This window comes from Candidatus Photobacterium acropomis (genome assembly GCF_030685555.1).
Classification (GTDB): domain Bacteria; phylum Pseudomonadota; class Gammaproteobacteria; order Enterobacterales; family Vibrionaceae; genus Photobacterium; species Photobacterium lucens.
On record NZ_CP131609.1, the window covers coordinates 317,923 to 338,565 of the forward strand.

A 20,643-nucleotide genomic window follows, 5' to 3' on the forward strand; every position below is an offset into this window, starting at 1 on the left:
AGCCAAATGCTGGACACCATGAGTATTTATCCTGTTCATTTAAATACTGGTTATAACGCATTTAGATGCAATACCGAACATGATGCAAGGTTGGCACCACAGCTGGAGATAAAGAGAAAATGACTAAAGATTATTTAAACCGTTACCTATTTGATGGCGTGTCAGTACGTGGTGAATTAGTACAGCTTGGTGATACTTACCAACAAATCATCTCAAGCACTGAATACCCTGCACCAGTAAAAACACTGCTGGGTGAACTACTTGTTGCAACTAGCCTACTTACAGCAACACTGAAGTTCGAAGGCTCTATTACCGTGCAAGTGCAAGGTGATGGGCCAGTTAGCCTTGCGGTTATCAATGGCGATCAAAACCAGAAGCTACGTGGTGTTGCACGTTGGGAAGGCGATATTAAAGAAGGTGGCTCTATCCATGATCTAATGGGTAAAGGCTACATGGTGATCACTATCATCCCTACTCAAGGCGAGCGTTACCAAGGCGTTGTTGGTCTTGAAGGCGACACACTTGCAGAATGTTTAGAAGCATACTTTAAAAACTCTGAGCAGCTAAGAACACGTATCTGGCTACGTACAGGTGAATTTGAAGGTCAACCAAAAGCGGCAGGTATGTTGCTTCAAGTGATGCCTGACGGTCAAGGTAGCGAAAGCGACTTCGAGCACCTAGAAACCATCACAGAAACAGTGAAAAACGAAGAACTATTTGGTCTAGCTGCACAAGATGTATTGTACCGCTTATACCACCAAGAAGAGGTAAAGGTGTTCGAACCTCAAGAAGTCTCTTTTGAGTGTGGTTGCTCTCGTGAGCGTAGTGGTTCGGCAGTGATCAGCCTACACCCAGATGAGATTGAAAAAATCTTAGCTGAAGACGGTAAAGTATCACTTCATTGTGATTACTGTGGTACTGATTATGACTTTGACAGCATTGATATCGCAGCACTTCGTGAGAACGCAACGAAGGCAGACGACAGCCAAGTACATTAATTCTAGCTTCATATTAAGCATGAAACATAATTACAAAACCGGCATAACAGCCGGTTTTTTTATACCTAAAAATCAATTTCATTCCCATCCACTGAAAGTTAACCACTAAAAACCGCTGCTTTTTTCACCAAAAATAATAATTCTACCCTCTAGCTTTATCGTTTAACCGCCCTGTAAACTAACTAAAAAACACCAAAATCACATTTTCAATAACCTTAATTTAAATATGGTTATTTTATGATGAATGTCCCTGATTTAGCCCTTTATGGTTGCTAGCATGGTTAATAGTTAAACAACATCTTACCCAAGGAGCGCCAATGAACACGATGTGTGTCGATAATAAGGTTGCAACAAACATGGATCTATCCCAGTACGGTATACTCAATGTTACAGATGTAATTCGTAATCCTTCTTACGAAATGTTGTTTGAAGAAGAAACGAAAGCAGAACTAAAAGGGTTTGAGAAAGGCATTGTCACCGAATTAGGTGCCGTTGCTGTCGATACAGGGATCTTCACTGGTCGTTCACCACAAGATAAATTTATTGTGAAAGATGGCACCACGAAAGATACCCTATGGTGGTCAGATCAAGGCAAAAATGACAATAAAGCCTTAAGCCAAAGCGCTTGGAATGATCTAAAAGCCCTCGTTACGACACAACTGTCTAATAAGCGTCTTTTTGTGGTAGATGGATATTGTGGCGCTAACCCAGATACACGTTTATGTATTCGTGTGATCACTGAAGTAGCTTGGCAAGCACACTTCGTCAAAAATATGTTTATTCGTCCAACTGAAGCAGAGCTCGCCTCCTTTGAGCCTGACTTCGTGATAATGAACGGCTCCAAATGTACTAACCCTAAGTGGCAAGAGCACGGCATGAACTCCGAAAACTTCACCGTGTTTAACCTTTCAGAAAAAATGCAGCTGATCGGCGGTACTTGGTACGGTGGTGAGATGAAAAAAGGTATGTTCGCGATGATGAACTACTTCTTACCGCTAAAAGACATCGCCTCTATGCACTGCTCCGCCAACATGGGTGAAACAGGTGATGTTGCAATATTCTTTGGTCTATCAGGCACTGGGAAAACCACCCTATCAACAGATCCTAAACGCGCCTTGATCGGTGATGATGAGCATGGCTGGGACGATAACGGTGTATTCAACTTCGAAGGTGGTTGTTATGCCAAAACCATCAACCTCTCAAAAGAAGCTGAGCCTGATATCTACAATGCCATTCGCCGTGATGCGTTATTAGAAAACGTGACGGTACGCGGTGATGGCTCTATCGATTTTAATGATAATTCGAAGACAGAAAACACCCGAGTGTCTTACCCGATCTATCATATCGATAATATCGTTAAGCCGGTTTCAAAAGGTGGTCACGCGAATAAAGTGATCTTTTTATCGGCAGACGCTTTTGGCGTGCTACCGCCAGTATCGAAACTTACCCCAGAACAAACCAAATATCACTTCCTATCCGGCTTTACCGCAAAATTGGCGGGCACTGAGCGTGGTATTAACGAGCCAACCCCAACCTTCTCTGCCTGTTTTGGTAATGCATTCCTGACCTTGCATCCAACTCAGTACGCAGAAGTTTTGGTCAAACGTATGGAAGCTGCAAGCGCTGAAGCCTACTTGGTTAATACCGGCTGGAATGGCACCGGTAAACGTATTTCAATTCAAGATACCCGTGGCATTATCGATGCGATTTTAGATGGCTCGATTGATACTGCGCCAACCAAACAAATTCCAATTTTCAACCTCACCGTACCAACAGCGCTACCTGGGGTCGATCCTGAAATTTTAGATCCTCGCGATACCTATACCGACCCACTGCAATGGGAAAGTAAAGCAACAGATCTAGCCAGTCGCTTTATCGCAAACTTTGAAAAGTACACCGATACCGCAGAAGGCGAATCTTTAGTAAAAGCAGGACCGCAATTAGATTAAAATCCAATATCAAGCCCCTACTTGTTAGGGGCTTTTTTCTGCTTACTTAGCACTGCACCATGATGTTGTACGAAAACCAAACTGACACCACTTGCCAACCTGTACTATTTGCGCCAACCTCATAATAGATAATAATTATCTTAATATCGTTTATGGGTTTTCAAGGATGAATTATGCGTTGGATAGCCAAAGTCATTGTCACAGTATTACTTTTGTCAGGTCTATCTTTAGCAGCCCTCATTACGCTCTTACAAACCCGCCATGCCACGCCTATTATCAACCATGCATTGGCCTTGTTCTCGGATTACCAATTAACGGATACCGACATTCAATACGACATTCAGCGTCCATTGGAAGTCATATTGCACAATCCAACACTGACAGAAAATCAAACTCAATTACTGTCAGCTAAACTCATCACATTGTCGCTATCATCTCGCTCTTTTGCTTTAAAACAAACCATCTTTGCGAATGTGGTTATCAATGGCATTGAAATGGATACACAACAGCTCAGTGCTTTTAAACATTTATCCGATATATCCATTGATCGCCTAGCGATAAATGATCTCAACCTCAACACCGCCAACATGACAATCAAGCATGCTCAGCTACAGCTTGATAACTGGCAATATCGCAGCACTAATTTACCTTGGTGGAAACAGTTTGATGGCGTCTTTCAATTAAGTGCACCTGAAATGACATGGCACCATCTCAGCCTTAATAACGTACTTTTAAATGGTAAAAAGGATCAGCAACTGTGGCACTTATCGGGTTATTCTGGTCAGTGGCAGCGCGCAAACTTCAATGGACAAGCCCAGTATGATGAGCGCTCACAGCAACTCACACTTGATCAAATCACTATTACCCAATTACACCTGCAACAATCACAACCACTGCCAGCGTGGGAGCAATGGATCATTGATGCTACCCCTATTGAGCATATCGTGATCAAGCGTGCCGACATGCTTGATACCAGCATTGAGCAAAGGACATGGGCTGCTGATAACATTAATTTATCGTTAGAAAATTGGTCGTGGCCGCAGAGCTACTGGGAACAAGATGATGCTCACCTATCGGTAAGTGCGACGAATGCTAAATGGCAAGATATTGTTTTTGAGCAACCAATCATCGATTTACACTTCACCCCTGAGCTAATGACTAGCCAAGGCATCTCTGCCCAATTGCTTGGGGGTTATATGCGTGTCGATGGTGCATTATCACCTGATGCTATCAAGCTAAAAGCGCTCACCTTGTCTGGTTTAAAGGGGCTACTTCCACCGCATTGGCAAGAGAAAGCACTTGCGTTGGTATCAACTCTTTCTACGTTCACCATTGATGATGTCGATATTAATAATCTACAACTCACCTCCACTGATACCACACTGCCTTTCCAGCTAGCGGGAATTAATATCGAAGGGAAAAATACGGTTTTAAAACACAACCAGAAATGGGGACTATGGCAAGGTGATATTCAAGCTAGTCTCGGGTTTGCCAGTATCAATCAGATCATTTTCACCGATCCCATTGCTGAGATGAGTAGTCACAATGGTGATTGGAAAGTCAGTAAGCTTGTTTTGCCATTCACTGATGGCATGCTAACCGCTGATGGAGAAATTCAATTAGCGGAAAAAGGGAAGCCTTGGCAATTATCAGTAACCAATGACAGCGTACCAGCTAATGTGATTTATCGTTGGCTACGACTTCCCTTGCCATTAAATGGTGCGATAGATGGCACCATGAAAGCACACGGCCTGGCTGATAATCAGCGTAGCTTTAACTACAGTCTTTCAGGACAAGCTGATCTAACATTTAGAGATATTCAGCTAGATAACATTGCGCCAACCCAGCTGTTTTCAGAATGGAGTAAAAAAAGCGATTTACTCGACTTAGTATTGCCAAAAGACAGCAGTGATCTTGCTAATAATCATCAAACATTAACTCTGTTACCGCTACATATCACGGCAGACCGAGGAAAAATTACAGTGCCCACTTGGCTTGCCAGTAATGAGCACTTTAGCTTGTCACTCTCAAGCCAATGGGATTTAGCAACGCCAAAACAGCAACAGATGGAATGGGTATTAAAAGAAGACTGCCAACAACTAGAGCGTCGTTGGCAAGCAGGTCAAAGAGAAGTGAATTCGTTTTCAACGTGTAATGGCAATATTAGGTAAGTACCGGTAAAACAAGAAGCAACATTATTGCCACTATAAACATTTACATCGACACTGATGCGCCCTTTTCGACCTTTAGCTAAACGATCGATATCACCACGTAAATTCTCCACTGTACTGACGGCTTTTGGTCGTTCAGTCACAGGAGAGGAATAACGAATATGGCTATCGACTAAGATGATATTGCCTTCCAAGCCACGCTCTTTAAGCAATAACCAAATAAAGCCCCAACCAGCCAATGTTGCCATCGTGAAAATACTCCCGGCGAACATAAACTCATTGGGGTTTAAATTGGCGTTAAATAGCGCACTCACTTCAAACCGATAACCCGTGTATTGGTTGATTTTAATTCCCATCTTATCGCTGATCGGGATCTGCTGTTGCCACAAAGTCTGTAGCTCATGACACCAATCAGGATGGCGAACCACTTCATTAAGCGGCTCTAAATGTTTAAGCATTTGCTGATGGCGAACAGGACCGCGTTCATCACTTAGCTCACCCTCACTGGCAAAACCATTTTTTAAATAAAACGGAATAGCATCTTCGCGCGCATTACACACCATACGCTTCGCACCATCTTGCCGAGCAAGCGATTCCAGCGCCATTAAAATCAAACCGCCAAGGCCATGATGGCGCACCTCAGGATCAACCGCCATAAAACGCACTTGCCCTTCATTGTCAGGCGTTAAATATAAACGCCCAATCGCCACCACCTGATCACGGTTATTGATGATCATACGATGCTCACTCAAATCATCATACGCATCACGCTCAGAGCCTTTTGGCATCTGCCAAGGCTCTCGTAGCATTCGCCAACGAAAATGGTAATAGTTCGCCAGTTGCTCATCTGTTTGAGGCGTCACGAGTCGAAACATGAATTCCCTCTCTTTCCATTCTCGGTTTGGAGTATTTGCTTATGTTAAACTTGTAGCCAGAACGTCACAGGACCATCGTTATTCAATGCTACTTGCATGTCAGCAGCAAAAATACCTGTTTCAGTTTGAATTTCTTTAGCCTTACATTGTTCGACAAAGTATTCGTAAAGACGTTCAGCTTCAGTGGGTGCAGCACCGCTTGAAAAACCAGGACGCATGCCTTTTTTGGTGTCTGCCGCTAAGGTAAATTGTGAAACCACCAACACGCTGCCACCCGCTTGCTGCACGTTTAAATTCATCTTGCCATCGTCATCGCTAAAGACGCGATAACCTAAAACTTTATCACGCAACTTTTGCGCTTTTGCTTCATCGTCACCTTTTTCGACACCAAGCAGTACCAATAAGCCCTTACCTATTGCTCCGGTAATGTGACCATCAACAGTCACGCTCGCTTCACTTACACGTTGGATCAGTGCAATCATTTACGCTTCCTCTTTCTTGCTCGGCTCAACGCTCTGCGGTTTATCTTCGTGGTGCAATGGTAACTGACTCGATTGCTCCCAGAAACCACGTTCACCTAAACTTGCCGTAATTTCTGCTCCCAGTAACACAATGCACCAACATAAATAGATCCAAACAAATAAGATAGGAATGGCTGCCAGTGCGCCATAAATCATTTGATAAGAATGGAAATGCGCCAAATAAATCGCAAAACCTTTTTTACTCAATTCAAATAAAATACTGGCACTTAACCCGCCGATCAGGGCATGACGAAACGTCACTTTGCAATTAGGAACTAACAAATACAGCAATAAAAATGCCAAGCTCGACATCATGGAAGGAAACCAGCGCAATGACTGTTGTAATACGCCATGTAACGCCTGATGTTCCAGTAATGCCAGTGAGCCAAGGTATGAGCTAACCGCGATACTAGAACCTAACAGAATCGGTCCGAGGGTCAAAATCATCCAATAGATAGAAAATGAAATGATCCAGCGACGTTTCTTTTTTATTCGCCAGATATAATTAAGGGAAGTATCTATCGATGAAATCAACATCATTGCGACCACAAACAAAGCCGCAACACCTACAGCAGTCATCTTACCCGCATTGGAAACAAACTCACTGAGGTAGGTTTTCACTACCGCACCCGCCGCAGGCACAAAATTCTCAATCACAAAATTTTGCAGTTGCTCGCCAAGCCCAGCAAAAACAGGTATCGCAGATAGCGCAGATATCACCACCGTGATCAATGGCACTAACGACAATAATGTCACATAAGCCATAGAGCCTGCAGTCACGGTTAAGCGATCATGATTCACTCGCTGGATTAAATACGTAAAATAATCCACCATCAGACGGATTCTTGGACCAAATTGCAACTTCGCCATTTGTTTGTTGTCTGCCTTATAACTTTGTTCTATTAATCATATACATTTAAAGAAAAGACATTAAATTCCGTCTACTCTCAATTCATTCTTTGCGTCTTATCAATCCAACTTTTGCACTACGCCCATTGTGTCGATTGATAGTTAACAAACGCTGCATGTCTTACTAGGAGCATAACATGCCTTATTTACTCGCTATTTTACTTAGTGTCAGCCTGCTTTCCGGTTGTCAGTCTGCTTACTACTCCGCCATGGAGCAAGTAGGCGTCCATAAACGTGACATCATGGTTGATCGCGTTGAAGACGCAAATGCCGCACAACAAAATGCGCAGAAGCAATTTACCAGCGCATTAGAAGGGCTAAAAGCATTAAATAACTTTCACGGTGGTGAATTAGAAGCCGCTTATAACGACGTTAACGATCAATACAAAGACAGCGAAGCTGCCGTCAATAAAGTAAAAGATCGTATTGCTGCGATTGAAGATGTGGCAGATGCACTGTTTGATGAATGGAACGATGAACTTGCGCTTTATAAGAGTGCAACGCTGAAACGTGATAGTGCAAACAAGCTACGCGCAACTAAAGCACAATATCAAAAGATGCTAGCAGCAATGAAACGTGCAGAGCAAAAGATGGAGCCTGTATTAGATACGCTTCGTGACAACACGTTATACCTAAAGCATAACTTAAATGCAGCAGCGATTGGCTCGCTACAGGGTGAATTCAACTCACTACAACGTGAAATTCAACAAGCAATCCGTGATATGAATAGCGCGATTGCAGAATCTAACCGCTTCATTGGTCACCTTAAAAAGTAACACAAACAATAGTGAGTCAACTTAGGTTGGCTCACTGCCTACTCCTTTCTTTTCTCAAGCGACACACTCTTTCTTACTCCTACTTTCTGCTTTCACTTTACTACCTGTCTTTTTCAAATCCCAGATACAACAATCCCCCGATTGTTACCAACCGAGGGATTGTTTATGAATTAATGATCAGCGATCAGTAATTACTTAGTACGGCTTGCACGCTTACGATCGTTTTCAGTAAGAAGCTTCTTACGAATACGGATGCTTTCAGGCGTCACTTCTACTAGCTCATCGTTGTCGATGAATTCTAGTGCTTGCTCAAGTGTGTACTTGATAGCAGGAGAAAGAGTTTGCGCTTCGTCAGTACCAGAAGCACGAACGTTTGTTAGCTGCTTACCTTTCAGACAGTTAACTGTTAGGTCGTTAGAACGGTTATGAATACCGATGATCTGACCTTCGTAAACTTCATCTGCGTGCTCAGCGAATAGACGACCACGCTCTTGTAGGTTAAACAGTGCGTAAGTCAGTGCTTTACCTGTTGCGTTAGAAATCAATACGCCATTGTTACGTTGACCAATAGAACCACCTTTGTGTGGACCGTAGTGATCAAACGTATGGTAAAGAAGACCTGAACCTGAAGTTAATGTCATGAACTCAGTTTGGAAACCGATCAGACCACGAGAAGGCATCATGAAGTCCATGCGAACACGACCTTTACCATCTGGTGCCATATCAGTTAGCTCACCTTTACGAAGACCGATGTTCTCCATGATACCGCCTTGGTGTTCTTCAACCACGTCGATAGTCACAGTTTCAAACGGTTCCATTAGCTGGCCGTCTTCTTCTTTGATGATAACTTCTGGACGTGATACTGCTAGCTCGTAGCCTTCACGACGCATGTTTTCGATCAGGATAGATAGGTGAAGTTCACCACGACCTGATACGCGGAATTTATCTGGGTCTTCAGTTTCTTCAACACGTAGTGCAACGTTGTGTACTAATTCTTTTTGAAGACGCTCAAGGATGTTACGTGAAGTAACGAACTTACCTTCTTTACCAGCAAACGGAGAGTTGTTTACTTGGAAAGTCATGGTTACTGTTGGCTCATCAACAGAAAGTGGAGTTAGTGCTTCAACACAGTTCTGATCACAGATTGTGTCAGAAATCTTAAGCTCGCCAAGACCTGTGATTGCAATGATGTCGCCCGCTTTCGCTTCTTCAACTTCATGACGCTCAAGACCTAGGTAACCTAATACAGTACCTACTTTACCGTTACGCTTAGAACCGTCAGCACCTACGATAGTTACTTGTTGGTTTGCTTTCACAGAACCACGAGTAATACGTGCAACACCGATAACACCAACGTAAGAGCTGTAATCTAACTGAGAGATTTGCATCTGTAGTGGGCCATCAACGTCAACGTCAGGCGCTGCTACGTTGTCAACGATAGACTGGAACAATGGTTCCATGTTCTCGCCAGTTTCGCCTTCTTCTAGTGTTGCCCAGCCGTTAAGTGCTGATGCGTAAACCACTTGGAAGTCTAACTGTTCGTCAGTTGCACCTAGGTTGTCGAATAGGTCGAATACTTGATCCATAACCCACTCAGGACGTGCACCTGGACGGTCAATCTTGTTGATTACAACGATTGGCTTAAGACCGTATGCGAACGCTTTTTGCGTTACGAAACGTGTTTGAGGCATTGGGCCGTCAACAGCGTCAACGATAAGCAATACAGAGTCAACCATAGACATGATACGCTCAACTTCACCACCGAAGTCTGCGTGTCCTGGGGTATCTACGATGTTGATGCGGTAGTCATTCCAGTTAATTGCTGTGTTCTTAGCAAGGATGGTAATGCCACGCTCTTTCTCGATATCGTTAGAATCCATCACACGTTCTTCGGCTTCGCCGCGACCCTCTAACGTGCCAGACTGCTGTAGAAGTTTATCAACCAGGGTAGTTTTACCGTGGTCAACGTGAGCAATAATTGCGATATTTCTTAATTTATCGATCGGTTGATTAGACATTAGTTTCACATTCACTCAGAACATGCAGCATCTCGACTAGAAGCTACTTGATTAAAAAAACGGCTCATAATCTAACAGATTTTACGCCAAAACCCACGAAATATGTGATTTATATCACCAGCTTTTTTTCGACCATGCGCTAGAGCCGCATTTTTACTCGCTTTTTTGCTAAATTTTATTTTTTCCAAACCTTGTATTCAGCCCCTAAATACCCCTAAAAACTGACTTTTCTTCATAATTCACGCAAAATCTTCCCCAGACAGAACATAAGTCTCATTTAACAATAAAAAAACACTTTTTTAGGAACATTATGAATTGACAATAATTTTTAACATCGCGATAGTAAGCATGTTCTATTATTGTTAATAACAGCCAAAACGCACCAAAACAGTGCATTGATGTTTCATAATAGTGCAAGAATGGATTTATTAAGTCTTAGAAATGCGCAAGAAACCGCATTTTTAAGGCTTTTAAAAGTTGGCATGGTTTTAGCTAAAGAGTATTCAGCTCTGCTCATTCTCATTGATGAGCAATACATAGATTTGCGGCCATGCCCTTATATAACACCGGAGGTTACTCAAGATGTCAGTAGAAAACGTACTAGCGCTGATCCAGGAAAACGAAGTTAAATTTGTAGACCTACGTTTTACCGATACGAAAGGTAAAGAACAGCATATCTCGATCCCAGCTCATCAAATTGATGCTGATTTCTTCGAAGAAGGTAAAATGTTCGATGGCTCTTCAGTTGCAGGTTGGAAGGGTATCAACGAATCAGACATGGTAATGATGCCTGACGCATCAAGTGCTGTGCTAGACCCATTTACTGAAGACGCTACACTAAATATCCGTTGTGATATTCTAGAGCCAGCTACAATGCAAGGTTACGACCGTGACCCTCGCTCAATTGCTAAGCGTGCTGAAGAGTTCATGCGCTCTACAGGTATCGCAGATACTGTACTTATCGGTCCAGAGCCAGAATTCTTCCTATTTGACGATGTGAAGTTCAATACTGACATGTCAGGCTCTTTCTTCAAGATTGATGACGTAGAAGCGGCATGGAACACAGGTTCTGATTTCGAAGGTGGTAACAAAGGTCACCGTCCTGGCGTTAAAGGTGGTTACTTCCCAGTAGCACCAGTTGATTCATCACAAGATATCCGTTCTGCTATGTGTCTAATCATGGAAGAAATGGGTCTAGTTGTTGAAGCACACCACCACGAAGTAGCAACAGCAGGTCAGAACGAAATCGCTACACGTTTCAACACGCTAACAACAAAAGCGGATGAAATTCAGATCTATAAGTATGTTGTTCACAACGTTGCACACGCATTCGGTAAAACAGCGACTTTCATGCCTAAGCCACTAGTAGGTGATAACGGTTCTGGTATGCACGTTCACCAATCGCTAGCAAAAGACGGTGTTAACCTATTTGCTGGTGATAAGTACGGCGGCCTTTCTGAAACTGCACTTTACTACATCGGCGGTATCATCAAGCACGCACGCGCAATCAACGCATTCGCAAACCCATCAACTAACTCTTACAAGCGTCTAGTTCCTGGTTTCGAAGCTCCTGTTATGCTGGCTTACTCAGCACGTAACCGTTCTGCGTCTATCCGTATTCCAGTAGTACCAAGCCCGAAAGCACGTCGTATCGAAGTACGTTTCGGTGATCCAGCAGCGAACCCATACCTAGCTTTCGCAGCAATGCTAATGGCTGGTCTTGACGGTATCCAAAACAAGATCCACCCAGGCGAAGCTATGGATAAAGACTTGTACGACCTACCAGCAGAAGAAGCAGCTGAAATCCCAACAGTGGCAGAATCGCTACAAGGCGCACTACAAGCACTAGACGAAGATCGTGAGTTCCTAACTTCTGGTGGCGTATTCTCTGATGACTTCATCGATTCTTACATCGATCTGAAATCTCAAGATGTACAGAAGATCAACATGGCAACACACCCACTAGAGTTTGAACTTTACTACTCTGTTTAAGTAATCACTTCATTACTAAACATGAAATACTTAGGCCTGCTTCACAAGCAGGCCTTTTTGATCTTGTTGTCACTCACAAAGCAACGACAATGAAGTATCTTATTCACGACCACTGTGGATCGTGCAAACAAACTTGGAGTTAACGGATGAAACTCTCTCGTTTTTTTAAGCCACTCGGTCCTGTGCTTATTACCCTAATATGGACAGCCGCGAGTTCAGCCCAAGCCTCTACCATCTACTCATGGACAGATGAAAATGGCGTGGTGCATTTTACCGATCAACCTCAAACGCCCGATGCCACTGCTTACCCTTTAAGCGTGACCGAAGTCAGTGGCAATATTGAACAAACCGCAGATACCATTGCCGCTCAAACCACTGATGTTGCCGTGGTAGAAGAGCCAGCAAAAACCATTACGACCGTCAGTTTAGTCTCGCCAATGCATGAACAAACCATTCGTAATAACGAAGGTATCATCAATATTCATGCCGTCACCAACAGTAAACTCAATAACCAAACCCAAGCGCAATTAGTGCTAGATGGCATGGTGAAAGGCGATCCTCAAACTGAACTCACTTGGACATTAGATAACGTTGATCGTGGTAGCCACCAGCTACAAATTCAACTAGTTAAAGGCGGCAAGGTTATTGCATCATCAGACAGTATTACTGTTTATCTGCATCGAGCTACAGTGAAGGCAAACAAGCCAAAGCCAGTACAGCCTCGCTAACCCACAGTTTCACCAATTAACAGTGCCCGATCAGCAATAAACAGGTTACACTCAAATGCACCAAACTGGTGCATTTGACCGAAACAGCCATCATCATGGTTGTAGTAATCAACAAGGATGCTGATTGTGACTGCTGCATTTACCCCTGTAATTATTGATAACCTTGTTACTGCTGTGCTTCTGCTAGATGAAGCTCTCACGATAAGATTCGTAAACCCTGCAGCAGAGCAACTCTTATCTTCAAGTAAGCGTCGCCTACTCGGCACAGTTTTGCCTGATCTATTACAACACTCATCACTTGATCTCGATTTACTGTCCGGCACACTGCAAAGTGGTCAAGGTCTCGCTGATAGTGATGTCACTTTTGTCATTGACGGGCAACGTTACTTGCTCGGCTTAAATGCCAGCCCTATTTCATGGCAAAAAGAGCTGTTCGTGATGCTGGAACTAAAGCCCATCGATCAACAGCGCCGTATCAGTCAAGAGCAGACCCAATTAGCTCAACAACAAGCCGCTAAAGAATTAGTCCGTGGCCTTGCCCATGAAATTAAAAATCCACTAGGCGGACTACGTGGCGCAGCACAATTACTGGAAAAAGTCTTACCCGATCCAAGCTATACCGAATACACCCAGATGATCATTGAGCAAGCTGATCGTCTGCGTAATCTGGTCGATAGGTTACTAGGCCCTCAGCGACCTGGAATAAGAAAAGTCGATAACATCCATCTTGTGTTGGAAAAAGTCCGACAGTTAGTCTGCCTTGAAAACGATAGCAATATCATCATTGAGCGAGACTACGATCCGAGCTTGCCCGATATTGAGATGGATGCCGAGCAACTAGAACAAGCCCTGCTAAATATTGTCAGTAACGCTGCCCATGCACTGAAAAAACAAGGCGGTGGCGTTATTAAGCTCAAAACACGCACCGCGCACCAAGCCTTAATCCAAGGCAAATACACCCGTACCGCAGCCAAAATAGAAATTATCGATAATGGCCCCGGTATCCCAGCAGAAATCCAAGATACCTTGTTTTATCCCATGGTAACGGGTAATGCCGATGGCACTGGACTTGGGCTTTCCATTTCACAAAATTTAATCGATCAACATAATGGCAAAATCGAAGTGATCAGCTGGCCAGGACACACCAACTTCACTATCCATTTACCAATACAATAATAATTACAGGAGGATAAGGATGAGCAAAGGACTAATTTGGGTTGTTGACGACGACAGCTCTATTCGCTGGGTAATGGAAAAAACCCTGACGGCAGCTGGCATGAAATGTGAAACGTTCGCCAATGCTGATAGTGTACTTGAAGCGCTAGAGCGTAGCGTGCCTGATGTACTGGTATCAGACATCAAAATGCCGGGCACGGATGGATTAACCTTGTTGAAATTACTGCAGCAAGATTACCCACTATTACCTGTGATTATCATGACAGCACATTCCGATCTAGATGCTGCAGTAAATGCTTATCAACGTGGCGCATTTGAATATTTGCCTAAACCGTTTGATATTGATGAAGCAGTAAGTCTCGTGGAGCGTGCTGTTAGTCATAGCCAAGAGCAAAAACGCCAGCAGCAACCAGAATCAGAAACCAAAGCGGTACCTGAAATCATTGGTGAAGCCCCCGCGATGCAGGAAGTCTTTCGCGCGATTGGTCGTCTGTCCCGCTCATCCATTTCCGTGCTCATCAACGGTGAATCAGGCACAGGTAAAGAGTTAGTTGCCCATGCCCTGCATCGCCACAGCCCTCGCAGCAGCAATGCTTTTATTGCCTTAAATATGGCAGCGATACCAAAAGACTTAATTGAATCAGAGCTATTTGGTCATGAAAAAGGGGCATTTACCGGTGCGAATAGTGTTCGCCAAGGACGCTTTGAACAAGCCAATGGCGGCACCCTGTTTTTAGATGAAATCGGGGACATGCCATTAGATATTCAAACCCGTTTACTGCGAGTGTTAGCTGACGGGCAGTTCTATCGTGTCGGTGGGCATTCTCCAGTCAATGTCGATGTGCGTATCATTGCCGCAACCCACCAAAACTTAGAGCGATTAGTGGCTGAAGGTGATTTTCGTGAAGATCTATTCCATCGTCTGAATGTCATTCGTGTTCATTTACCCTCACTCAAAGATCGTCGCCAAGATATTCCACAACTGGCGCGTCATTTTCTCCAACGTGCTTCTAACGAACTAGGGGTTGAAGCCAAAACCTTGCACCCAGACACCACCAAGCAACTAGCAGCACTTAACTGGCCGGGTAACGTTCGTCAGTTGGAAAATATCTGTCGCTGGTTAACCGTCATGGCAAGCAGTAATGAAGTGCTACCTAATGATTTGCCGCCTGAATTACTCGAAACACCGGTAAGCCACACTTCATCGGAACAAGACACACAGCATTGGCACCATGGTTTAGAGGTTTGGGCTAAACAAGCCCTACAACAAGGCAATGAAAACTTGCTCGGTGAAGCACTGCCACAATTTGAGAAGATCTTACTCGAAACAGCGTTGCACCATAGTCATGGTCACAAACAAGAAGCCGCACGATTATTGGGCTGGGGAAGAAATACACTGACTCGAAAACTAAAAGAGCTTGGTATTAACGATTAGTCGTTATAGCTTAGATGATAGTTGCAGGTGAAGACGATCACATTTAGCTGCAACTATCATGTTCAGGCTATACACTTTGCTTATACTTAACCCTCAGTTTTCACCGGAATAACCATAATGATAAACAAGCATCTTCCTTTGACGGACATTCACCGTCACCTTGATGGCAATATTCGCCCTCAAACCATCCTCGAATTAGGCCAGCAATTTAATATCACGCTACCAGGTCATGATCTGGAAAGCTTACGTCCACACGTTCAAATTGTCGAAGCAGAGCCAAGTTTAGTCGCTTTCCTATCAAAACTTGATTGGGGTGTTGCGGTACTGGGTGATCTAGATGCTTGTCGCCGTGTGGCTTACGAAAACGTTGAAGACGCCCTACGAGCACAAATTGATTACGCAGAGCTACGCTTCTCACCTTACTACATGGCAATGAAACATAACCTGCCAGTAGCGGGTGTGGTTGAAGCGGTAATTGACGGCGTTAATGCAGGCTGTCGTGACTTTGGTATCAAGGCTAACCTGATCGGTATTATGAGCCGTACCTTTGGCGTTGATGCTTGTCAGCAAGAGCTAGACGCACTGTTAGCTCATAAAGATAAACTGGTTGCGATTGATCTAGCTGGTGATGAATTAGGTCAACCGGGCACGCAATTTAATACTCACTTTAAACAAGTACGTGATGCTGGCTTACGTGTAACGGTTCACGCAGGTGAAGCAGCGGGCCCTGAAAGCATGTGGCAAGCAATCAACGAGTTGGGTGCAGTACGTATTGGTCATGGCGTAAAAGCGATTCAAGATCCAAAGTTAATGGATTACTTGGCTGAGCATAAAATTGGTATTGAGTCGTGTATCACCTCAAACATTCAAACCAGCACCGTCAGCAACATTAAAGATCACCCAATCAAGCCTTTCCTTGAACACGGTATCTTAGCAAGCTTAAATACTGACGATCCTGCAGTTGAAGGCATTGAGTTACCTTATGAATATGAAGTAGCAGCGCCTGCTGTTGGTTTAAGCCAAGCACAAATTGAACAAGCACAGCGTAATGGTTTAGAAATCGCTTTCTTAACCGAGAGTGAGAAACAAGCCCTTCGTGATATGGCAGCAAAACGTAGCTAATTGCCCATCGCATTAGCAACCCCAAAATAACCAAAAGCCCCATTCGAGCAGTGCTGGAATGGGGCTTTTTCAGCTAATCTAATAAGATTAAATCACGCGTGAGAACTGTTGCTGACGAGCACGATCGCGTAAGTATTTATCGAAACACATACAGATATTACGGATCAATAAACGACCTTTCAGTTCAACAAAAATATGTTGTTCATCAACTGATACCAACTCATCGTTGATAAAGGTTTTTAATAACGCTAAATCTTCAGCAAAATACTGATCGAAATCGATACTAAATTCCGCTTCAATCGCTTTTTTATCTAGCTGGAAGTTACAAATAAGTGCTTTAATCACTTCACGGCGTAGTAAGTCATCTGCATCTAACGAGACTCCTTTCCACAGTGCGTTTTGTTTTTCTTCAATGTCTCGGTAGTAATGCTTTAGCTCTTTTTGGTTTTGCGCGTAGCAATCACCAATCATAGAAATGGCTGACACACCCATCCCTAATAAATCACACTCACCTTGAGTGGTGTAACCTTGGAAATTACGGTGCAAAATACCTTCGCGCTGGGCAATCGCCAACTCATCATCAGGTTTTGCAAAGTGATCCATACCAATGAACTGATACCCAGCCCCAGTTAGGGTCGCAATGGTGTCTTGCAGAATACCGAGTTTTTCTTTGGCACTAGGTAATAACTCTTCACTGATCTTACGTTGTGCTGCAAACAGTTTTGGCATGTGGGCATAGTTAAATACCGACAAACGGCCAGGATTCATAGTCAGTACTTGCTCTAGGGTTTGAGCAAACACCTCGCGATTTTGCAGTGGTAAGCCGTAAATCAAATCAAGATTAGTTGAACGGAAGCCCAGTTCACGCGCACGTTCAACCATCGCAAAGATAAACTGCTCGTCTTGCTCACGGTTTACTAGCTTTTGCACGTCTTTATTAAAATCTTGCACCCCGATACTTAGGCGGTTAAAGCCTTCACGGCGTAAGTGATCAAGAATCTCGAGTTCAATTTCACGTGGGTCAACTTCAATACTGATCTCTGCATCATCATCAAAATTAAACGATGCACGTAGGCTGTTCATTAAACGGCTAATTTGCTCAGCTGTTAAGAAAGTCGGTGTACCGCCGCCCCAGTGCAATTGGCTTACTTGGCGATCACCTAGTAGCGTTGCACGTTGCTTGATCTCTTGCTCTAGCGCATCAAGGTATTGGTCGGCTTTGTGTTGGTGGCGAGTAATAATTTTATTACAGCCACAGTAGTAACAAAGCTTATGACAAAACGGGATGTGAATATAAAGCGATAGCTTACGATCTGGATATTGCTTACATGCCATCTCAAATTCAGCAGAGGTAAAGGCTTCATTAAACTCTAACGCAGTTGGGTAAGAGGTATAACGCGGGCCTGAGTAATTATATTTTTCAATCAGGGCCTGATCCCAAATAATCTGCTCATTTGACATGACATATTTCCAATATTGTAGGGAGAATTAAGAGTTAACTGTGCCTATCGTATTACCACATTCAGCACTGACAGTTTATAAGACAATACAACCATCGCCTAATCAGATTCAGCGATGGTTGTAATCGTTCAGATCAAATCATGAAGACTTTGTTGACAGGATAGCGTCGAGCTCTACTGCAATGGTCTCTTGTAGTCGAGTCTCAGCTTTCATTCGCTCGAGATCAAAACGCATCCGTGTACGTTTCTCTGTTTGTTGACGGGCTTCACCACGAGGCATGTCTTTCACTACCTCGTATAGCTCATAAATTGCAGGATAAGTCGCAGCAAAATCTACGCTCTTATCAGCCTGCAAGGCTTCCATCAACTTATACAAACGAATCGCCGCTTCAGACAAATCACACTGTCCTTGTTTGGTGGCTGCGGCAATAACAAATACGCTCTCTAAAATCGTATTATTACGCGTTTCAATAGCCTCTTTTTGTTGCTGTTCAGCACGGGCTAAAAAAACTTTATGGCGTTGATTTTGTTGGTATAGCTTAACTAATAAAAAGCCAGCATACATACCAAGCGCGGTCACAATTGTGCCACCAATAACAAGCAGAAGCGTCAAATCCTGCAACGGTTACTCCTTACCGAACTTATCTAAATCCATGTTTTCAAATTGATCGAGTAAATCATCGTCCGACTTCGCCGCTGGGCGGTAATCGTCTTCTTCGAACAATTCAACTTCATCTTCTTCCATTAAACCAAGCTGCTTCATTAGCTGCTCGATGCGATCAAGTTTTTGATCGACTTGTTTTTGCAAGCCTGCACCTAACTTCTCGCCTGCATCTAGGCGATCAAGTAGTACCATTAGCTGTGCATCGTTTTCTAACATCGCTAATTCTTGCTCAGCAGAGAGACGACGTTGCTGTTTGGTCATTGGCTTTTTCGGCTCAACAATCAAAGGTACTGGTTTTTTACTACCTAAACGTGGGTCTTTCTTCTGTGCAGCATTACGCTGTTTTGTTTCTTCAACGGCAGAATGGCGGCTACCAGTTTTTAAGCCTTTACGCTTACGTGCTTTTTGGCGTTGACGAGATTCAATCTCGATTTGGCTTGGGGTTTTATCACGGTATACCGCTGGGCCTTCAGAGCCAACCTTACGGCCTCTTTTCTTACGGGTCATTACTGGGTTTTCCTCAGCAAAATCACATCATTACCAACAAACTCAACTTCTAAGCCATCACGTTTGGCTAAAAAGCGAAACGTATCACGGCTAAAAAAGCTGACGTGGGTTGGATCGTTCTTATAATGCCAGTGTTTAAAACCGTCGGCATCGGTTGCTAGCTTTGTCATCAAACCAAGCCAACCGCCCGGTTTGATCATACTCAGCAGCAGCCCCCATTCCTTCGCAGGCTGATAAAAATGTTCAATGGCCTCTGTACAAGTGACAAAGTCATATTGACGCGTTAATACACTCGGATCCGGTGCAAAATACGGGTCATAGATCGCCATATTATATCCCATTTCTTCCAACATAATCGAAAGCGTGGGACCAGGACCACTACCAAAATCTAGCCCCTCTGAGGCACTAGCAGGTAAGCGTTCCACAAGCGGTGTTGCGACACGGCTTAAAAATTGACGATACCCCATATCTTCAGGGTTATTTTGATGCTGATCGTAAACCGCTTTTTCTTGCTCTGGCGTAAGTTGTGCATTCGGATCGGCAAAAATCAACGCACATTGCTGACAGCGAAAGTAACTACGGTTTTTATCTTCTGCAAATAACACATGCTGTTCACTATGACACAGTGGACAAGGTTGCATGATCACTCTCCGGTGTTGCCGATTATTAGCAAAATCGGAACTGGTGTAAAATCGAACGGGCTATTCTATACCCAATTGCGATGAAGATGTAGTTTTGCTGACTAATTGTGCAATTTAATCTGTAAATACGGGTAGAGAAAAGATCAGCAAGTTAATTGCTGTTAGTAGAAGTTTTCAAAGCTCAGAAAAGAAAAAAGCGACAGGTTTTCACCTATCGCTCTATGTAAGCCGCTGGCTCCATATTCTTTCTAGTCAATCCTAACTAGCGTGTAACATCCCGGTTAAGCAAAGTTCCATTTGTTATTGATGCTTTCCTTGCGAACTTTGTTGTTCGTCATCATCCTGATGAATTTTACTCTTCCCTGTCCTATCCGTAGCGTTTCAACTCATCCTGAGTTGGCGATCCCTTTCGCTCATTATCTTCCTGATAATAATGCCACCATCCATGTGTGTACGTTATCCATTTCGTACATTGTATTGCTCAGACATCTTGTCTTTGCAAACCTTATCCTTAAGTGTCGTCCTGACAATCCAATTCGCGTCTTGCGTCAACCCTAGTCATCCTAACTAGACTTCCTGTGAATCCTTCGAGCATCCTGCTCATGCCATCCTAGCGCTTCCATCCAATGCCGCTCTCCCTGTCGACATGAGATAATTTACCTTAATCTATTCTTGAAACAATGTGCCGATATCACACTTTA

General features: G+C 43.6%; 18 protein-coding genes. 10 read left to right on the plus strand and 8 right to left on the minus strand.

Going from position 1 to position 20,643, the window contains the following annotated elements:
- Nucleotides 1-119: 119 nt before the first annotated feature.
- The 3 genes from hslO (at nt 120) to Q7657_RS08110 (ending at nt 5,118) form a co-directional block, all read left to right on the plus strand.
- Nucleotides 120-998 carry an Hsp33 family molecular chaperone HslO gene (gene hslO / locus Q7657_RS08100; RefSeq protein ID WP_107167124.1) on the plus strand — a complete coding sequence of 293 codons (879 nt, stop codon included), beginning with the start codon at nt 120-122 and terminating at the stop codon, nt 996-998.
- 317 nt (nt 999-1,315) lie between these two features.
- A complete protein-coding gene (pckA, locus tag Q7657_RS08105) occupies nt 1,316-2,947 on the plus strand; it encodes a phosphoenolpyruvate carboxykinase (ATP) (RefSeq protein ID WP_107167123.1) in 1,632 nt (543 codons plus the stop codon).
- Between the two features lie 173 nt (nt 2,948-3,120).
- Entirely contained in the window at nt 3,121-5,118 is a 1,998-nt protein-coding gene (locus Q7657_RS08110; RefSeq protein WP_107167122.1) for an AsmA family protein, read from the plus strand.
- Here Q7657_RS08110 and Q7657_RS08115 read toward each other — a convergent pair.
- Genes Q7657_RS08115 through Q7657_RS08125 form a run of 3 tightly spaced genes read right to left on the minus strand, consistent with a single transcriptional unit; the run spans nt 5,070 to nt 7,384 of the window.
- Nucleotides 5,070-5,993, minus strand: coding sequence for a bifunctional GNAT family N-acetyltransferase/hotdog fold thioesterase (locus tag Q7657_RS08115; protein ID WP_107167121.1), 924 nt, complete (start codon nt 5,991-5,993; stop codon nt 5,070-5,072). The two genes, Q7657_RS08110 and Q7657_RS08115, sit on opposite strands and share 49 nt — an antisense overlap.
- Nucleotides 5,994-6,037: 44 nt before the next feature.
- The gene (dtd, locus tag Q7657_RS08120; protein WP_053986624.1) at nt 6,038-6,475 is read right to left on the minus strand and encodes a D-aminoacyl-tRNA deacylase; all 438 of its coding nucleotides are present in this window, start codon (nt 6,473-6,475) and stop codon (nt 6,038-6,040) included.
- Nucleotides 6,476-7,384: a virulence factor BrkB family protein gene (locus Q7657_RS08125; RefSeq protein WP_053986625.1), complete on the minus strand. Its 909-nt coding sequence runs from the start codon at nt 7,382-7,384 to the stop codon at nt 6,476-6,478. It lies immediately after the preceding gene.
- Between the two features lie 176 nt (nt 7,385-7,560).
- On the opposite strand from Q7657_RS08125, the gene Q7657_RS08130 reads away from it, so the two are divergent.
- Nucleotides 7,561-8,199, plus strand: coding sequence for a DUF2959 domain-containing protein (locus tag Q7657_RS08130; protein WP_107167120.1), 639 nt, complete (start codon nt 7,561-7,563; stop codon nt 8,197-8,199).
- A 191-nt stretch (nt 8,200-8,390) separates the two neighbouring features.
- On the opposite strand, the gene typA is transcribed toward Q7657_RS08130, so the two are convergent.
- Nucleotides 8,391-10,217, minus strand: coding sequence for a translational GTPase TypA (gene typA, locus Q7657_RS08135; protein ID WP_008985959.1), 1,827 nt, complete (start codon nt 10,215-10,217; stop codon nt 8,391-8,393).
- A 419-nt stretch (nt 10,218-10,636) separates the two neighbouring features.
- Here typA and Q7657_RS08140 point away from each other — a divergent pair, with 419 nt between their 5' ends.
- The 6 genes from Q7657_RS08140 (at nt 10,637) to add (ending at nt 16,670) form a co-directional block, all read left to right on the plus strand.
- Nucleotides 10,637-10,846 (plus strand): hypothetical protein, encoded by a 210-nt coding sequence (locus Q7657_RS08140; protein ID WP_498827381.1) that lies wholly within the window; start codon nt 10,637-10,639, stop codon nt 10,844-10,846.
- Nucleotides 10,800-12,209, plus strand: a complete 1,410-nt coding sequence (gene glnA, locus Q7657_RS08145; RefSeq protein ID WP_107167119.1) for a glutamate--ammonia ligase — start codon at nt 10,800-10,802, stop codon at nt 12,207-12,209. The genes Q7657_RS08140 and glnA overlap by 47 nt, the downstream gene beginning before the upstream one ends.
- A 146-nt stretch (nt 12,210-12,355) precedes the next feature.
- Nucleotides 12,356-12,937: a DUF4124 domain-containing protein gene (locus Q7657_RS08150; RefSeq protein ID WP_107167118.1), complete on the plus strand. Its 582-nt coding sequence runs from the start codon at nt 12,356-12,358 to the stop codon at nt 12,935-12,937.
- A 117-nt stretch (nt 12,938-13,054) separates the two neighbouring features.
- A complete protein-coding gene (glnL, locus tag Q7657_RS08155) occupies nt 13,055-14,113 on the plus strand; it encodes a nitrogen regulation protein NR(II) (protein WP_146146418.1) in 1,059 nt (352 codons plus the stop codon).
- 19 nt (nt 14,114-14,132) lie between these two features.
- A complete protein-coding gene (gene glnG / locus Q7657_RS08160; protein WP_107167116.1) occupies nt 14,133-15,548 on the plus strand; it encodes a nitrogen regulation protein NR(I) in 1,416 nt (471 codons plus the stop codon).
- A 117-nt stretch (nt 15,549-15,665) separates the two neighbouring features.
- Nucleotides 15,666-16,670 (plus strand): adenosine deaminase, encoded by a 1,005-nt coding sequence (add, locus tag Q7657_RS08165; RefSeq protein WP_107167115.1) that lies wholly within the window; start codon nt 15,666-15,668, stop codon nt 16,668-16,670.
- A gap of 87 nt (nt 16,671-16,757) precedes the next feature.
- Here the strand turns inward: add and hemN are convergent, their stop codons facing one another.
- From hemN to Q7657_RS08185, 4 genes are all read right to left on the minus strand, one after another.
- Nucleotides 16,758-18,131, minus strand: coding sequence for an oxygen-independent coproporphyrinogen III oxidase (gene hemN / locus Q7657_RS08170; protein ID WP_107167114.1), 1,374 nt, complete (start codon nt 18,129-18,131; stop codon nt 16,758-16,760).
- A 138-nt stretch (nt 18,132-18,269) separates the two neighbouring features.
- A complete protein-coding gene (locus Q7657_RS08175; RefSeq protein WP_107167113.1) occupies nt 18,270-18,752 on the minus strand; it encodes a DUF2489 domain-containing protein in 483 nt (160 codons plus the stop codon).
- A 3-nt stretch (nt 18,753-18,755) separates the two neighbouring features.
- Nucleotides 18,756-19,301 (minus strand): Der GTPase-activating protein YihI, encoded by a 546-nt coding sequence (gene yihI, locus Q7657_RS08180; RefSeq protein ID WP_107167112.1) that lies wholly within the window; start codon nt 19,299-19,301, stop codon nt 18,756-18,758.
- Nucleotides 19,301-19,942 carry a class I SAM-dependent methyltransferase gene (locus Q7657_RS08185; RefSeq protein WP_053986633.1) on the minus strand — a complete coding sequence of 214 codons (642 nt, stop codon included), beginning with the start codon at nt 19,940-19,942 and terminating at the stop codon, nt 19,301-19,303. Before Q7657_RS08185 ends, yihI begins: the two co-directional genes overlap by 1 nt.
- Between the last annotated feature and the right edge of the window lie 701 nt (nt 19,943-20,643).

Bases quoted from the DNA above. Each gene is read 5' to 3' on its own strand.
- hslO (WP_107167124.1), top strand. From the start codon at position 120: ATGACTAAAGATTATTTAAACCGTTACCTATTTGATGGCGTGTCAGTA.
- pckA (WP_107167123.1), top strand. From the start codon at position 1,316: ATGAACACGATGTGTGTCGATAATAAGGTTGCAACAAACATGGATCTA.
- Q7657_RS08110 (WP_107167122.1), top strand. From the start codon at position 3,121: ATGCGTTGGATAGCCAAAGTCATTGTCACAGTATTACTTTTGTCAGGT.
- Q7657_RS08115 (WP_107167121.1), bottom strand. From the start codon at position 5,993: ATGTTTCGACTCGTGACGCCTCAAACAGATGAGCAACTGGCGAACTAT.
- dtd (WP_053986624.1), bottom strand. From the start codon at position 6,475: ATGATTGCACTGATCCAACGTGTAAGTGAAGCGAGCGTGACTGTTGAT.
- Q7657_RS08125 (WP_053986625.1), bottom strand. From the start codon at position 7,384: ATGGCGAAGTTGCAATTTGGTCCAAGAATCCGTCTGATGGTGGATTAT.
- Q7657_RS08130 (WP_107167120.1), top strand. From the start codon at position 7,561: ATGCCTTATTTACTCGCTATTTTACTTAGTGTCAGCCTGCTTTCCGGT.
- typA (WP_008985959.1), bottom strand. From the start codon at position 10,217: ATGTCTAATCAACCGATCGATAAATTAAGAAATATCGCAATTATTGCT.
- Q7657_RS08140 (WP_498827381.1), top strand. From the start codon at position 10,637: ATGGATTTATTAAGTCTTAGAAATGCGCAAGAAACCGCATTTTTAAGG.
- glnA (WP_107167119.1), top strand. From the start codon at position 10,800: ATGTCAGTAGAAAACGTACTAGCGCTGATCCAGGAAAACGAAGTTAAA.
- Q7657_RS08150 (WP_107167118.1), top strand. From the start codon at position 12,356: ATGAAACTCTCTCGTTTTTTTAAGCCACTCGGTCCTGTGCTTATTACC.
- glnL (WP_146146418.1), top strand. From the start codon at position 13,055: ATGCTGATTGTGACTGCTGCATTTACCCCTGTAATTATTGATAACCTT.
- glnG (WP_107167116.1), top strand. From the start codon at position 14,133: ATGAGCAAAGGACTAATTTGGGTTGTTGACGACGACAGCTCTATTCGC.
- add (WP_107167115.1), top strand. From the start codon at position 15,666: ATGATAAACAAGCATCTTCCTTTGACGGACATTCACCGTCACCTTGAT.
- hemN (WP_107167114.1), bottom strand. From the start codon at position 18,131: ATGTCAAATGAGCAGATTATTTGGGATCAGGCCCTGATTGAAAAATAT.
- yihI (WP_107167112.1), bottom strand. From the start codon at position 19,301: ATGACCCGTAAGAAAAGAGGCCGTAAGGTTGGCTCTGAAGGCCCAGCG.
- Q7657_RS08185 (WP_053986633.1), bottom strand. From the start codon at position 19,942: ATGCAACCTTGTCCACTGTGTCATAGTGAACAGCATGTGTTATTTGCA.